The sequence below is a fragment of the Desulfuromonas carbonis genome (assembly GCF_054658035.1).
The window spans coordinates 864,546-878,637 of record NZ_BAAHXR010000002.1 but is presented as its reverse complement, the minus strand read 5'-3'; the positions used below and the strand labels follow the sequence as shown (position 1 = coordinate 878,637).

Below are 14,092 nucleotides of genomic sequence, written 5' to 3'. Positions count from 1 at the left end.
AGACGGATATGCATAAAAGTCGGCGTGCGACTCTTTTCATCCTGGTTCTTGCCCTGGTCCTGCTCGGCTGGCTTTCCAGCGGCAGGTTCAACCCGCCGGCGATTGCCGAATCGGGGCAGGATTACCAGGAACTCAAGCTCTTTACCGATGTCCTCGCGATCGTCCGCAAAAGCTATGTCGAAGAAGTGCCGATGAAAGACCTCATTTACGGGGCGATCAACGGCATGCTCGGTTCCCTCGATCCCCACTCTTCCTTCATGCCGCCGGACGTCTACAAGGAGATGCGCGTCGACACCCGGGGGGAGTTCGGTGGGCTCGGCATCGAGATTACCATTCGGGACCACGTGCTGACGGTGGTTTCGCCGATCGAGGATACCCCCGCCTTCCGGGCCGGGTTGAAGGCCGGTGACCAGATCATCATGATCGGTGAGGAATCGACCAAAGAGATGACGATCATGGACGCGGTCAAGAAGATGCGTGGTCCGAAGGGGACCTCGGTGACGATCAGCGTGATGCGCGATGACTTCGAAAAACCGCAGGAATTCACCCTGGTCCGGGAACTGATCAAGATCCAGAGTGTCAAGGCGAAGACCCTCGAAGACGGGTTCGGTTATGTGCGGCTTACCCAGTTCCAGGAGCGCACCGGGGACGATCTGCTGAAAGCCCTGGAAAGACTTCACCAGGAAAACCCCCAGGGGCTCTCCGGTCTCATTCTCGACCTGCGCAACAACCCCGGGGGGCTCCTGGATCAGGCGGTCAAGGTGTCGGATCTCTTTCTCGACAGTGGCCTGATTGTCTATACCGAAGGGCGCGAAGAGGGGAGCGCGATGAAGTTCACCGCGCACCAGGACGGGACCGAACCGGACTATCCCCTGGTGGTCCTGATCAACGGCGGTAGCGCCAGCGCCTCGGAAATCGTGGCCGGCGCCCTTCACGATCACGATCGTGCCGTAATTCTCGGCACCCAGAGCTTCGGCAAGGGCTCGGTGCAGACTATCATGCCCCTCAGCGACAACTCCGGTTTGCGCCTGACCACGGCCCGCTACTTTACCCCGGCGGGGATCTCCATCCAGGCCAAGGGGATAACCCCGGATATCGTCGTGCCGGCCATGGAGATCAAGGAACTCGAAGAGGGTAGCGGGCTGCGGGAAAAAGATCTCACCAATCATTTCGAGGGGGGGAGCCCGGCCGTGACCACCGAACCGGCGGCGACACCCAAATTCCAGCTTGACCAGGCAGCACGGCAGGATTATCAGTTGCTGCGGGCCCTCGATCTGCTCAAGGGGTATCGCATCATGCAGGAGCTGACCCACAAGGCCGCTTGATTTGTCGTCTTTTCCGGGGGCCCAATCCCCGTTGCTGCTGGAACCTTCATGTCCGCAAGGAAAAAACCGTCGCGGCGCAAATCCCCCCGCCGTTCGCACGGGGGGTCCCTGACCCTGAAACTTTGGCTCGCCGGGGTCTTCCTGGTCGGCTTTGTCCTGGTCAGCCTCATTCTGCTTGGCGAGCTGCGCAGCCGCTATCTCTCGCCGACCGTGCCGCCCCCCTCGCCCAGTGCCGGCGCCCCGGCAACTCCCCCGCAGGTAACGGAAGGGACCCGTTGGGAGGAAATCCGGCGCCGGCTCGAGAGCGCCGGTTGGCGGGGGGAACGGTTTGATGCCGAACCCGGTGCCGCCAGCTGGGAGTACCGGGTCGCCCGTCCCATCCCCCCATCGACCGAACTGGCGGCCATGGCCGAGTCGCTGTGTCGTCTGCCAGGGGTGGAGGCCGAGCTCCTGCCGGGACGAGGCCTGCGGATTCTTCATGGCGATCATCAGCAGGGGGCGATCCTTTTCCAGCCCCCAGCCCCTCCCGCCCAGCCCGGCAGGAGTGCCAGGGTTGCGATCATCGTTGATGATCTCGGGCGTGACGTCGCGACCCTGCGCCAGTTCCTCGGCGTCAAGGTGCCCCTGACCCTGGCCATTCTTCCCAACGAGACCCATGCCCGGGAGTCGGCCCGGCTTGCCCACGAAACGGGGCACGAAGTGTTGATCCACATCCCGATGGAGCCGCAGGGCTACCCGGCCGTCAACCCGGGGCATGATGCCCTTTTCGTCGCCGCTTCCGCCGATGAATTGCGGCAACGTTTCCAGGGCTACCTGACCGCGGTCCCCTTTGCAGTGGGCGGCAACAATCACATGGGGTCAAGATTTACCGAGGATCCGGCGGGAATGGCGGTGGTGTTGGGGCAGATGCGCGAGGCGGGGCTCTTCTTTGTTGACAGCCGGACGACCGGCGCATCGGTCGCCTTTGAACTGGCGCGGCGGGCCGGAATTCCGGTGGCCCAGCGCGATATGTTCCTTGATAATGTCCAGGACGCCGGCCTGATCGGCGGTGAAATCCGCAAGCTGATTCGCATGGCTCGCCAGCACGGCAGCGCCATCGGCATCTGCCATCCCCATCCCGCGACCCTGACCGCCTTGCGCCAGGCCCTCCCCGAACTGCGCGCCGCCGGCATCGAAGTGGTGCCGGTTTCGCAGCTGGTTGCGGTTCCGACCGCCCCTCAGTAGAACTGGCTGGCAATGCGCCGCCCGGCTTCCCGGAAGGCTTCCTGGGCTTCATCGTAGAGGATCTCTTCCGGCACATCGCTGCTCACCCTGCGCACCAGCAGGAAATCGTCCCCCAGTCGTCCCTGCTGGTCGCAGAGGGTCCTTAGCGCCAGTCGCTGCAACGGGTTCTCGGTTTCCCGGCCAAGCCCGTCGAGGTCGATTACCCGGTGGGAAACTTCGAGACCGCTTTCGTCGAAGCGGTAAAAAGAGAGCTGCTGGCGAAAGAAATTGCGGGTTCCCGGGGCACGCCGCAGGACGAAGTAGGAGCGCTGCGCCGATTCCCGGAACAGCTCCCGCAAAGGCTGACTGCCGCTCCCTTCCCGCGATGACTGGAAGATATGGCGGAAGACCAGCTCCGAGTAGCATTCCTCATCGAGGAAACCGGAGAGGCTGCCGCTTCCGGTTGCGGCAAAATAGCCCGCTGATTCGACTCCTCCCGGTCCGACCAGTTCGCGGTCGCACAGCAGGCAACCCGGGGCGATTTTGGCGAGACGGGCCGCAAAGGCGCTGCTGCGCTCCTGGCTCCGGCGCTCTTGCTCCAATGCTATGGCCGAAAGACGGAGTTCATTGCAGTCGCGCAGGTCGAGGAAGACCTGGCGGGCCAGGTGGCTGAACTGGATATGGACCTCCGTGCCGCGGCCATGGGTAATGACCGGGTAGATCTTGCCGTCGGGGTTGGTATTGAGAGATTCGACCTTGGGGCTCTTGGCGATATATCCCTCCAGGCAGCGGTAGCCGCGATTGATGGCATAGCCTTTGAGCAGCTGGTAGGAATCGCGAAAGGGGCCGTCGAAATGAATGCGCGAGTCGACCAGGCACGGGAGAATGCGCAGCGCCTTTTTACTCAGCCCCTGCTCGGCGAAGAAGGCGTAGAGGTTGCGGCAGTTTTCGAGGGAGGCCATATCCTTGACCGGGACGATAACCCGGTCGGCGGCGTAGAGGGCGTTGCGGGTGAAGTGGTCGAGGTCGGGGCGGGTGTCGATGATCAGAACCCCGGTCAATTGCGCTGCACAGAGCATCCTGGCGAGGAGGTCCGGGGTGGTCAGTCGCTCGCGCAGGCTGGTGAGGTCAGAGCGGGAAGGGATAAACTGGACGCCGTATTCGCCCAGTTCGACCAACGCCTCGGCGGGCGTTCCCTGTAGCAGGTCGGCAACATCCCCGCGCGGGGTTCCCTGGCCGATCCGGAACATGCGATCGACCGAGAAGTGGTTGTCGAAGCTGAACAGGGTGACCGGCAGGTCTTCGCACAATGCCTTGAGATAGATGGCGAGGTTGGTCGCCAGGGTGGTTTTGCCGACCCCCCCCTTTTCGCTGGCGATTGTCACCACGTAGAGTTGCGACATGACGGTTCCTTGATTCATTGAAGAGATTCCTATATATAGGGAATCAGGGCCGCTTTGTCAATTTAAAACCCCAATATCTGGTGGTCTAGGCATGGATCAGACAGCGCCGCGTTTGACCGTTTCCCGACTGGTAGCATTGCTGCGGGAGACCGTCGAAGACAATTTTGTCCAGGTCCTGGTCGAGGGGGAGTTGTCCAATTTTGCCGCACCGGCTTCGGGGCACTGGTATTTTTCCCTCAAGGATGAGCAGGCCCAGCTGCGTGCGGTCATGTTTCGCACCCAGAACCGGCTGCTCCGCTTCCAGCCGGAAAACGGCCTGCAGGTTGTCTGCAGTGGCCGGGTCTCGGTGTACAACCAGCGCGGGGAGTTGCAGCTCATCGTCGATACCCTGCATCCCCTCGGCGCCGGAGGGTTGCAGCTCGCCTTCGAGCAATTGAAGGGACGTCTCGCGGCGGAGGGGCTCTTTGCCGCGGAGCGCAAGCGGCCAATTCCCGGGCATCCAGTGATGGTCGGAGTGGTCACCTCGGCGACCGGCGCCGCGATCCATGACATTCTCAACGTCTTGCAGCGCCGCGCCGCCGGAGTGCGGGTGCTGCTCCGCCCGGTGCGGGTCCAGGGGGAGGGTGCGGCCGAGGAGATTGCCGCCGCGATCGAGGATCTCAACCGGCATGGCCGCGCCGAAGTCCTGATCGTCGGTCGCGGCGGCGGCTCGCTGGAAGACCTCTGGGCCTTCAATACCGAGGTGGTAGCACGGGCGATCGCGGCCTCAGGGTTGCCGGTGATCTCTGCGGTCGGGCATGAAACCGACCTCACCATCGCCGACTTTGTCGCCGACCTGCGCGCGCCGACACCGAGCGCTGCGGCCGAGCTGGTGGTCGCCAGCCGCCTTGAACTGGAGCGCCACCTCGACCACCTGGTGTTGCGGCTCGGCGCCCAGATCGACAGCCGGCTTGGCCTGTTGCGGGAGCGGCTGACGGGTCTGCAGCGGCGACTGCGCTCCCCCCTCGCCGACCTGGCGCTGTCGCGGCAACGGCAGCTCGCCCTCGAGCAGCGGCTCTACCTGGCCTGGCAATCCCGCTGGCAGGAGTACTCCGGGCGGCTCGCGGTTCTCGGCACTCGCCTCGATCTCCTCTCACCGCTGCGAACGCTGCAGCGCGGCTATGCCATCGCCTTGCGGGAAAGCGACGGACGGGCTGTCGTCGATGCCGCCACCCTGGTACCGGGCGAGGGATTGCGGCTCCACCTGGCCCGGGGAAAGGTGCGGGTGGTGGTCGCGGAGGAGGGGGAATGAAAATTCTTCTTCTGCTCGCTCTGCTTTTCTGGGCGACAGCCGCCGGGGCCGGTGAGCTGCAGCTCTCGGCGCCGCGGGTCGCCACCGGCGGAGTGGTCCGGCTGGCCTATCGCGGCGCGCCACCGGTGCTGGCCGTGGCGCGCTGGAATGACCGCTTGATCTACCTGGAGCGGGACCGAAACGGCGCCCATGCCCTGCTCGGGGCCGACCTGGCGCTGGCGCCGGGATCCTATCCGCTCACCCTGGCCGTAGTCGACCGCAGTGGCGCTTCCCACTTTTTCCAGTCCGCCCTCGAGGTCTTTGCGACCCCTTTCCCGGAAGAGCGCCTATCCCTGCCGGCGGCGATGGTCAACCCGCGGGACCCGGCTATCCTCGCTCGGATCGAGCGCGAGTCCAAGCGCCTCGCGGCTCTTTTTGCCAAGGAGACCCCGGGATTACGGGCCGGTCCCTTCCGGCGCCCGGTCCCCGATCCCGCCGGCAGCAGTTTCGGCCTGCGACGAATTCTCAATGGTTCTCCCCGCTCCCCCCACGGCGGCGTCGATTTTCGCAGCCCGCTGGGACGCCGGGTGCTGGCTGCCGGCGCCGGCCGGGTGGTCTTTGCCGGCGCCCTCTACTTTACCGGCAATACCGTCATTCTCGATCACGGCGAAGGCCTCTATACCCTCTATGCCCATCTCCAGAGACTGGACTGCCGCACCGGCAACGACCTGGAGGGGGGGGCTCTTTTGGGGCGGGTCGGCAGCAGCGGACGATCGACCGGGCCCCACCTGCACTGGGGGGCGAAGCTGCGCGGGGCACGAATCGACCCGCTGGCGCTGCTTGCCGTTACCGGGAAAAGCCTTGACTCACCCCGGACCCCCGGCAATAATGAACCTTCTCCTGATGGTGGCGATTTATGACGGCAAAAAAGAGTGTTCCTCCCGACTTCGAAGCGACGCTGAAAATCCTGGAAGCGGCGGTCGAACGCCTTGAACAGGGCGACCTGCCACTGGAACAGGCCCTCGCCTGTTTCGAGCAGGGGGTGCAGGCAGCGTCCCGCTGCCAGTTGCTGCTCAAGGATGTGGAAACCCGGGTCGACTGCCTGCTCAAAGATCGTGCTGGCAGCCTGCGGGTCGAGCCTTTCCAACCGGCCGAGGATGACTGATTCGATGGATCTCAAAGCTTACCTGGCCGAACGGCAGCTGCGGGTCGACCAGGCCCTTGATCGCTACCTCCCCGCCGCCGACACCCTCCCGGCCAGCCTCCATCAGGCGATGCGCTACTCGGTCTTTGCCGGCGGCAAGCGGGTGCGGCCGCTGCTGATGATTGCCGCCTGCGAGGCGGTCGGCGGCGATCCCGAACTGGTCCTGCCGGCGGCCTGCGCCATGGAGATGATCCACACCTATTCCCTTATCCATGATGATCTGCCGGCGATGGATGACGACGATTTCCGGCGCGGCCGTCCGACCAGTCACAAGGTATACGGTGAGGCAACGGCAATCCTCGCCGGTGACGGCCTGCTGACCGAGGCCTTCATCCTGCTCAGCAATCCTGACCTGCAGGAGGCGGTCCCCGTCGCGATCGTTCGCCAGGTGATCCATGTCATGGCCCGCTGTGCCGGCAGCCTCGGCATGGTCGGTGGACAGGTCGTCGACATGGAATCGGAAGGGAAGGAGGTCAATCTGCCGACCCTCGAATATATCCACACCCACAAGACCGGCGCCCTGATTCTTGCTGCAGTTCAGTGCGGCGGTCTGCTTGGCGGCGCCTCGGACTCCGCCTTCCAGGCGCTGAGCCGCTACGGTGAGGCCGCCGGCCTCGCCTTCCAGGTGGCCGACGATATCCTTGACGTCGTCGGCGACCAGGCCGAAATCGGCAAGGATGTCGGCAGCGACGCCGCCCGCGGCAAGGTGACCTATGTCGCCCTGCTCGGGCTGGAGCCGGCGCGGCAACGGGCCCGGGAACTGCGCGATCGCGCGGTTGCCGCCATCGAACCCCTCGGTGATGCGGCCGAGCCTCTGCGGCAGATTGCCCATTACATCGTCAACCGCAGTTCGTAACCTTTTACGTGGTGTCTTGCCTATGACGGAAATCCTCTCCCGTTTACAGTCTCCCGCCGAGCTCAAGGGCTTCACCCTGGCCGAGCTCGAAACTCTTGCCGGGGAGCTTCGCCAGACGATCATTGCCACGGTGGCGAGCAACGGCGGTCACCTGGCGAGTTCGCTGGGGGTGGTCGAACTGACCATTGCTCTGCATCGGGTGCTCGATACCCCGAAGGACAAGATTGTCTGGGATGTCGGTCACCAGGCCTATGCGCACAAGCTGTTGACCGGTCGGCTGGATCGTTTTCATACCCTGCGCCAGCTTGACGGCATCAGCGGCTTCCCGAAACGGATGGAGAGCCCCTATGATGCCTTCGATGTCGGCCATTCGAGTACCTCCATTTCGGCGGCGCTGGGGATGGCCGCCGCCCGCGATGCGCTCGGTGGTACCGAAAAGGTGGTGGCGATTATCGGGGACGGCTCGCTCACGGCCGGCCTCGCCTTTGAAGGGCTCAACCAGGCGGGGCACCTGAAGAAGGACCTGGTGGTCATCCTCAACGACAACGAGATGTCCATTTCCCAGAATGTCGGGGCACTCTCTTCGTTCCTCAGTCGCAAGATGACCTCCGATCTCTTCGTCCGTTTCCGGCGGGAAACCGAACACCTGCTCGGCACGGTCCCCCGCTTCGGCAAGGACCTGGTCAACCTGGCCCGCCGGGCCGAGGAGTCGGTCAAGGGGTTTCTCACCCCGGGGATGCTCTTCGAGGCCTTCGGCTTCGATTATGTCGGCCCTATCGACGGCCACCAGCTCGATGATCTGGTCGAGACCCTCGGTAACGTGGTACGCCTGAAGGGGCCACGCCTGGTTCACGTCGTGACCAAGAAGGGGAAGGGGTACGCCGCCGCCGAGCGTTCCCCCTCGGTCTTTCACGGGGTTGGCCCTTTTGACCCCGAGAGCGGGGTCGTTGCCGCTGGCAAGGGGGGGGCGAAGAGCTTTACTGGTGTCTTCGGGGAGACCCTTTGCGCCATGGCCGATCGCGATCAACGGGTGGTGGCGATCACTGCGGCGATGCCCGACGGCACCGGCCTGAGTCGTTTTGCCGAGCGCCATCCGGACCGCTTCTTCGATGTCGGCATTGCCGAGCAGCATGCGGTGACCTTTGCGGCGGGGCTCGCCTGCCAGGGGTTGCGGCCGGTGGTGGCGCTCTATTCCACCTTCCTGCAGCGTGCTTACGACAATGTCCTGCATGACGTCTGCCTGCAAAACCTGCCGGTAACCTTCGCCATGGACCGGGGCGGTTTGGTGGGCGCCGACGGCCCGACGCACCACGGGGTTTTCGACCTCTCCTACCTGCGACACATTCCCAACCTGACCTTCGCCGTCCCCCGCGATGAACTCCAATTGCAGCGCCTCATGGTGACCGCGCTGGCCGCGGAAGGTCCCTTTGCCTACCGTTACCCGCGGGGCAAGGGGCTCGGCCTGGAGCTGGCAAGCGACCCTCAGCCGCTTCCGGTTGGGCGCGGTGAAAAGCTGCGTGCCGGTGATTCCGGGGTTGTTTTTGCTCTCGGCACCATGGTTGAACCGGCCCTGCGGGCGGCGGAGACCCTGGCTGCGGAAGGTATTTCCCTGGCGGTGGTCGACCCCTGTTTCGTCAAACCGCTCGACCGTGAGCTGCTGCTCACCGAGGCTCAGCGAACCGGTAAGGTCATCACCATCGAGGAGAATGCCCTGCAGGGCGGTTTCGGCTCTGCCGTTCTCGAGCTTTTCGCCGACGCCGGGGTCACCCTTCCGGTTCTGCGCCTCGGGCTCCCCGACCACTTCGTCGAGCAGGGGAGCCAGGCCGAACTTCTGGCCCGCTATGGTCTCGATGCCGCTGGGATTACCAACGCCGTTCGACCTTTTCTGCAACAGTCGGGCGCGCAGGTGGTTTCCCGCTAAGTTCTGCAAACCCTTTCGAGGTTCCCCATCAACTCCCGCGGACCTAACTTCGACCACCTTCTTCTGCTCGGGTTCCTGCTCCTCTCTGGACTCTGGGTTGGGGATGCTTTGCTCGATATGCATGTCCGCAATGCCGCCACCTTGTCCGAGGCTGTCCTCGGTGAACCCCACGAGGTGCTGCTCCGGCTCCTTTCCCTCGCCCTGCTCCTCGGATTCGGCTGGTTGTTCCGCAACAGTCTGCGGAAGAACCGCCGTCTGACCGCCGATTTGACCCGCGCCCTCGATGAGGCCTCTCTGGCCCGCCAACGCAGTGACGGAGTGCTTGCCGCCATCGGTGATGGTGTCAGCATCCAGGGGACCGATTTTCGCATTCTCTACCAGAACGCCGCCCACCGGGAATTGGTCCAGGGCGATTTCGTCGGCCGCTTCTGCTATCAGGCCTACGACCACCAGGAACAGGTCTGCAACAACTGCCCGGTGGCACGGACCTTTGCCGACGGGGGAATTCACCGGTTGGAGAAGCGCCTGGAGGGAAAAGAGGGTCTGTCGCACATCGAGATTCTCTCTTCGCCCCTGCGTAACGCCGCCGGGGAGATTGTCGCCGGCATTGAGGTCGTCCGGGATATCAGCCTCAGCAAGGCGGCGACAGAAGAGGCGACCCTCCGCAGCCGATTTCTCCAAAGGCTCATCGATACCATTCCCAATCCCCTTTTCTACAAAGACAGCGCCGGCCGCTACCAGGGGTGCAACCAGGCGTTTCTCGACCTGCATGGCCTGACCCGGGAGGCTGTGGTCGGCCGCCAGGTGGAGGATCTCGCTCCCCCCGAGCTGGCCGCCCATTATCGCCAGCAGGACGATGCTCTCTTTGCCAGCGGCGGAATTCAAAGCTACGAGGAGCAGGTCTGTTGCGGTGATGGCCAGGTACGCGATTTTGTCTTCTCCAAGGCGACCTACGGTCCGGAGAAGGGGCCGCCTGCCGGCCTGGTTGGTGTCATGGTCGATCTGACGGCACGAAAACAGACGGAACGGGAAATCCGCCAGCTGAACCTCGAATTGCAGCGCCAGGCAGCAGAACTGGCCGCCAGCAACCGGGAACTGGAAGCCTTTGGCTACAGCCTCAGCCACGACCTGCGCAATCCCCTTTCCCGGGTCAGTCTTGCGGCGGAAATCCTCGAGGAGAGGGCCTTCTCCCAACTCGACGAGACCGGGCAATACTGCCTGGTTCGGATCCGGGAGGGGTGCGATTCGATGACGATGCTGAGTGATGCCCTGCTGCGTCTCTCCCGGCTGACTTTGAGCGAGTTGAAGCGGGAGGAGGTCGACCTGGCTGCCGTAGCACGCCGGATATTCAAGGGACTGACCCAGGAGGAAACGGGGCGCCAGAGTAGATTCATCGCTCCCGCTAATCTGATTGTCGAGGGAGACCCCCAGATGCTGGGGGTGTTGCTGGAGAATCTCATCGGCAATGCCTGGAAGTATACGCGCGATGAAGAGCTGGCGCGGATTGAGCTGGGGCGCCGGGAGCGGGAAGATGGACCGGTCTATTTCCTTTGCGACAACGGGACGGGATTTGATATGGCCCAGGCCGGCGACTTGTTTCAACCCTTTCGGCGGCTGCACAGCCAGGAACAGTATCCCGGCGCCGGCATCGGGCTGGCCACGGTAAAACGGGTGGTTGAACGTCATGGTGGCCAGGTCTGGGCGGAGAGTGCACCGGGAAACGGCAGCTGTTTTTTCTTTTCGTTGCTGCCGCCCGCCGGGTGAAATCCGGGTTGGTACCATCAAGGATCAGGACGACCGCGGGCACCCGGCAAGGGTGCCCGCGGTCGTTTTTTCTTTGCTTCAAATCGGGTGGTTGCCGGTCTGAACAGCGAGGGCGATGAGAAGATAGCGGAAGAATTTGCCGGTTCCGGCAAGTACCAGGAAGGAGCCAAAGTTGACGCGCAGCATGCCGCCGGCGAGACAGATCGGGTCGCCGATCAGCGGCAGCCAGGAGAGGAGCAGGCTCCAGCGGCCGAACCGCTGGTAGAGCCCTTCTGCCCGTTGGCGCTGCCCGGGGCTGATTCGCAGCACCCTGGTCACCAGCCAGTCGCTGCCGCCGCGGCCGACCAGATAAGTCGTGCAGGCGCCAAGGAGGTTGCCGAAGGTCGCCAGGGTGAGGAGTTGCGGCGCAGGGTATCCCTCGATCAGGAGGGCCAGCAGCAGCCACTCGGAACCGAGGGGGATCAGGGTGGCGGCGAGAAAGCTGAGAAGGAATAGGTTGAAGTAGGGAGAGGCCGTCAGCAGTTCCATGGCCGCTGCCGCGTCATCCCGGTTCCCCCCGGTGAGAATGTCTCCGCTTGAGCTGGTGAATAATGCCGGCCTTTTCGAGAGCCAGGGCCGCGTGATGGGAGAGCTGGATCAGGAAATGCATTTCGTGTTCGGTGAAGGGATGTTCCGGCCGCGTGCCGGAGAGGACGACAATGCCGACAACCCGGTCACGCAGCGTCAGCGGTGCAGCGAGGAGTCCCGGGCTGGAGAGGAGATCGGTCAATTCGTCCACATCGGCCAGGCGCTGCAATTTGGATGGCAATTCTCCCGGAATCAGCAGCGGTTTGCCGCGGCTGGCAAGCTTCGTGGTCAGTCCCGCGGGAATGGTCGTAGCATACTGGCGGCAGATGGCGGTCGGGATACCGGCGCCGACCTTGAGCCCGAGTTTTTCCGAGGAACGGTCAAAGAGAGCAAGGAAGCCGCGTTTCAGGTGCAGTTCCTCAACCGCCGAAGTGAGCAGTTCCATGAAGAGGGTTTCGATGTCGGTGGCCGCGGCCACCCGCTCGATGGAGGTATTGAGGGCTTTTAGCATGTCCAGGCTGTGGCTCAGAAAGCGGTTGTGCTGGGCCAGCTCGCTGAGGAGCTGGTTGTTCTGCTGCCGCAGTTGGATGTGGCTGAAGGCCCGGTCGAGCGCGTTGTGCAGGATTTCCCCGGTGTCAATGGGGCGAACGATAAAGTCGTAGGCACCGTTACGCAGGGCCTGGAGCAGATTATAGGAAGAGGCGTTGTGGGTGAGGAGGATGACCTCAACCTCGGGGTGCTTCTGCTTCACCTTCTGCAGCAGATAAAGACCGCTCTTGTTCGGGAGCTCGGTCTCGGTAAGGATCAGGGCAACCGGTTCCACGATCAACATGGCCAGGGCGCTTTCGCAACTGTCAGCCTCGAGCGTCACTATCTGCCGTTCCTCCAACAGCTGGCGCAGGCTGGCACGCCGTTCGGCAGAGTAGTCAACAATCAGCAGCCGCCGGACGTGGTCCTGTTGCTGCGCAGCGGTCATCATCGCCTAGGCTTCCCTCTCTGGGATGTGTCCCTCAGCTTCGTCCAATTGCAGAATGCGGGCACGAACCATCAGGTAGAGAAAATTGTACACCTCGAAATCGAGCATGGTCGCTTCGCTACAGATGGTGTGGATGGAACGGCGACCATCGGCCAGAGCGAGGACCAGCATCTGGGGGATGCCTGATATAGGCGTTCCTGGCCTTCCCGCGCCCTCCCGGGACGAATGCGAGGAGGGTATCGAGAGTCGGGATGGCCTTGCCCCATTTCCCCTGACGGCGCGGCAGAGATGACGGCCGTAACCTTTGGTCGTGCTGGCTCGACTTGTTACCACCGGCGGGTGACGGCGGTTACCAGTTCGGGGAGCTTGCGCTGGCGCCGACGTTCAGGCTGCTGCAGAAAGTCGTCCACCAGAAATATCGAAAGCCCGTGTAAACGATCCGTGTCGTCTGGAAGTTGGGCCCGTCTCCGGAATCAGCCATTAACTATAAGAAGAGACAGAGGTTTTTGCAAGGAAGAAACGGATCGTTGGAGAATATTCGTGTGGTCAGCCAATGTCGGGTCGGTCACCTCGCCGCCGTTTCCGGTAGAAGGAGACGAGGGCCAGGCTGACGCCGGTCAGCATCGCCGCTGCCCCCGCGAGGGCGAGGTGCGCGCCCGGGTCGCTGTTGACGGTCAGCACCGCATAGGTCTGAAATATCGGTGCCAGCGGCGTCATCTGCAGTCCGGCGACGGCGGCAGCGCGCGGCAGTCCCTGCCGTAACGGGTACCACCCTTGCCAGAGGAGGCGGTCGGCGGTGACCAGCTGCAGCAAAAGCGCGGGATCGCCGAGGTTCTCGCTGCGGGCATAGGCGCGACCGTCGCTGCCGATCGAGGCATCGGGAAGAAAGCCGCGAACCAGCAGCGCGCGGTCACCACCGAGATCGTGCCGCGAACCGGGACGCAGTTCCACCTCGGCGCCATTGCCGAGCAGGAAGCGAAAGCCGGTCGGCTGTTGGCCGAAGCTTTCCGGCAGGATAACCAGGTCTTTCCAGATCAATGGGTGGTTGATGCGAATGGCCGCGGAGGATAGAGGGGAATCTCCCTGCAGCAGGGTCACCTTGCTGATCATGTCGATGGGGCGGCCATCGCGAAAGACCGGATCGAACTGATCGAGGCGCAGGTAGAGCCCGGCCTGCCCCGGCAACGGGACCGGGGCCCCCGGGGAAAAGCGCAGACCGGACTGCCGTGATCCGGTCATCCCGCCCCAGAGGTAGGCGCAGACGATCAGAAGAAAGCCGAGATGGAGCAGATACTCACCACTTTTGCGCCAGCGGCTGCGCAGCCTGATCAGCCAGTCGAGGAAACAGCAGCCGGTGTTGAGTGCCAGCAGCCCCATCAGCAGCACCAGGGCCGCAAGCCAGGCGGCGAAGAAGGGATGCTCGCGGCCGCGACCGAGGAACCAGGCGCCGAGAGGAACCTGATCGAGGTTGCCGAAGATGCCGGGCAGGAAATGGATCAGCAGGGAACCGCCCATGGTGAGCAGGGTTGCGAGGCTGGCGAGGAGGATCGTCAGCTTGAGGGAAATGCAATAGTCCCATATCTTCTGGCGCAGCGTCGGCATG

Annotated in this window: 13 protein-coding genes; 8 read left to right on the top strand and 5 right to left on the bottom strand. The window is 63.5% G+C overall.

Annotation, left to right across the window (positions count from 1 at the left end):
* Window positions 1-8 precede the first annotated feature (8 nt).
* Window positions 9-1,325: a S41 family peptidase gene (locus ACYQ8E_RS06450; protein WP_066727722.1), complete on the top strand. Its 1,317-nt coding sequence runs from the start codon at window positions 9-11 to the stop codon at window positions 1,323-1,325.
* A gap of 48 nt (window positions 1,326-1,373) precedes the next feature.
* Window positions 1,374-2,549 carry a divergent polysaccharide deacetylase family protein gene (locus ACYQ8E_RS06445; RefSeq protein WP_066727721.1) on the top strand — a complete coding sequence of 392 codons (1,176 nt, stop codon included), beginning with the start codon at window positions 1,374-1,376 and terminating at the stop codon, window positions 2,547-2,549.
* Here the strand turns inward: ACYQ8E_RS06445 and ACYQ8E_RS06440 are convergent.
* Window positions 2,543-3,949, bottom strand: coding sequence for a ParA family protein (locus ACYQ8E_RS06440; protein WP_082820327.1), 1,407 nt, complete (start codon window positions 3,947-3,949; stop codon window positions 2,543-2,545). The two genes, ACYQ8E_RS06445 and ACYQ8E_RS06440, sit on opposite strands and share 7 nt — an antisense overlap.
* A 73-nt stretch (window positions 3,950-4,022) precedes the next feature.
* Between ACYQ8E_RS06440 and xseA the strand changes: the two genes are divergently transcribed.
* From xseA to ACYQ8E_RS06410, 6 genes are all read left to right on the top strand, one after another.
* Window positions 4,023-5,222, top strand: a complete 1,200-nt coding sequence (xseA, locus tag ACYQ8E_RS06435) for an exodeoxyribonuclease VII large subunit (RefSeq protein WP_066727719.1) — start codon at window positions 4,023-4,025, stop codon at window positions 5,220-5,222.
* The gene (locus tag ACYQ8E_RS06430) at window positions 5,219-6,121 is read left to right on the top strand and encodes a M23 family metallopeptidase (RefSeq protein ID WP_066727718.1); all 903 of its coding nucleotides are present in this window, start codon (window positions 5,219-5,221) and stop codon (window positions 6,119-6,121) included. The genes xseA and ACYQ8E_RS06430 overlap by 4 nt, the downstream gene beginning before the upstream one ends.
* Window positions 6,118-6,366, top strand: a complete 249-nt coding sequence (gene xseB / locus ACYQ8E_RS06425; protein WP_066727717.1) for an exodeoxyribonuclease VII small subunit — start codon at window positions 6,118-6,120, stop codon at window positions 6,364-6,366. The genes ACYQ8E_RS06430 and xseB overlap by 4 nt, the downstream gene beginning before the upstream one ends.
* Before the next feature lie 4 nt (window positions 6,367-6,370).
* Complete coding sequence (locus tag ACYQ8E_RS06420) at window positions 6,371-7,261, top strand: polyprenyl synthetase family protein (protein WP_066727716.1); 891 nt, start codon at window positions 6,371-6,373, stop codon at window positions 7,259-7,261.
* 22 nt (window positions 7,262-7,283) lie between these two features.
* On the top strand, window positions 7,284-9,182 hold the full coding sequence (gene dxs / locus ACYQ8E_RS06415) for a 1-deoxy-D-xylulose-5-phosphate synthase (protein WP_459860444.1): 1,899 nt from the start codon (window positions 7,284-7,286) through the stop codon (window positions 9,180-9,182).
* A 117-nt stretch (window positions 9,183-9,299) separates the two neighbouring features.
* Entirely contained in the window at window positions 9,300-10,946 is a 1,647-nt protein-coding gene (locus ACYQ8E_RS06410) for a sensor histidine kinase (protein WP_066727714.1), read from the top strand.
* A gap of 78 nt (window positions 10,947-11,024) precedes the next feature.
* On the opposite strand, the gene ACYQ8E_RS06405 is transcribed toward ACYQ8E_RS06410, so the two are convergent.
* From ACYQ8E_RS06405 to ACYQ8E_RS06390, 4 genes are all read right to left on the bottom strand, one after another.
* Window positions 11,025-11,474 carry a YqaA family protein gene (locus tag ACYQ8E_RS06405; protein ID WP_066727713.1) on the bottom strand — a complete coding sequence of 150 codons (450 nt, stop codon included), beginning with the start codon at window positions 11,472-11,474 and terminating at the stop codon, window positions 11,025-11,027.
* A 13-nt stretch (window positions 11,475-11,487) separates the two neighbouring features.
* The gene (locus ACYQ8E_RS06400) at window positions 11,488-12,492 is read right to left on the bottom strand and encodes a response regulator (RefSeq protein WP_459860442.1); all 1,005 of its coding nucleotides are present in this window, start codon (window positions 12,490-12,492) and stop codon (window positions 11,488-11,490) included.
* A 3-nt stretch (window positions 12,493-12,495) separates the two neighbouring features.
* Entirely contained in the window at window positions 12,496-12,660 is a 165-nt protein-coding gene (locus ACYQ8E_RS06395; RefSeq protein ID WP_157471882.1) for a hypothetical protein, read from the bottom strand.
* Between the two features lie 375 nt (window positions 12,661-13,035).
* Window positions 13,036-14,091 carry a cytochrome c biogenesis ResB family protein gene (locus tag ACYQ8E_RS06390; RefSeq protein WP_066727711.1) on the bottom strand — a complete coding sequence of 352 codons (1,056 nt, stop codon included), beginning with the start codon at window positions 14,089-14,091 and terminating at the stop codon, window positions 13,036-13,038.
* Window position 14,092 lies beyond the last annotated feature (1 nt).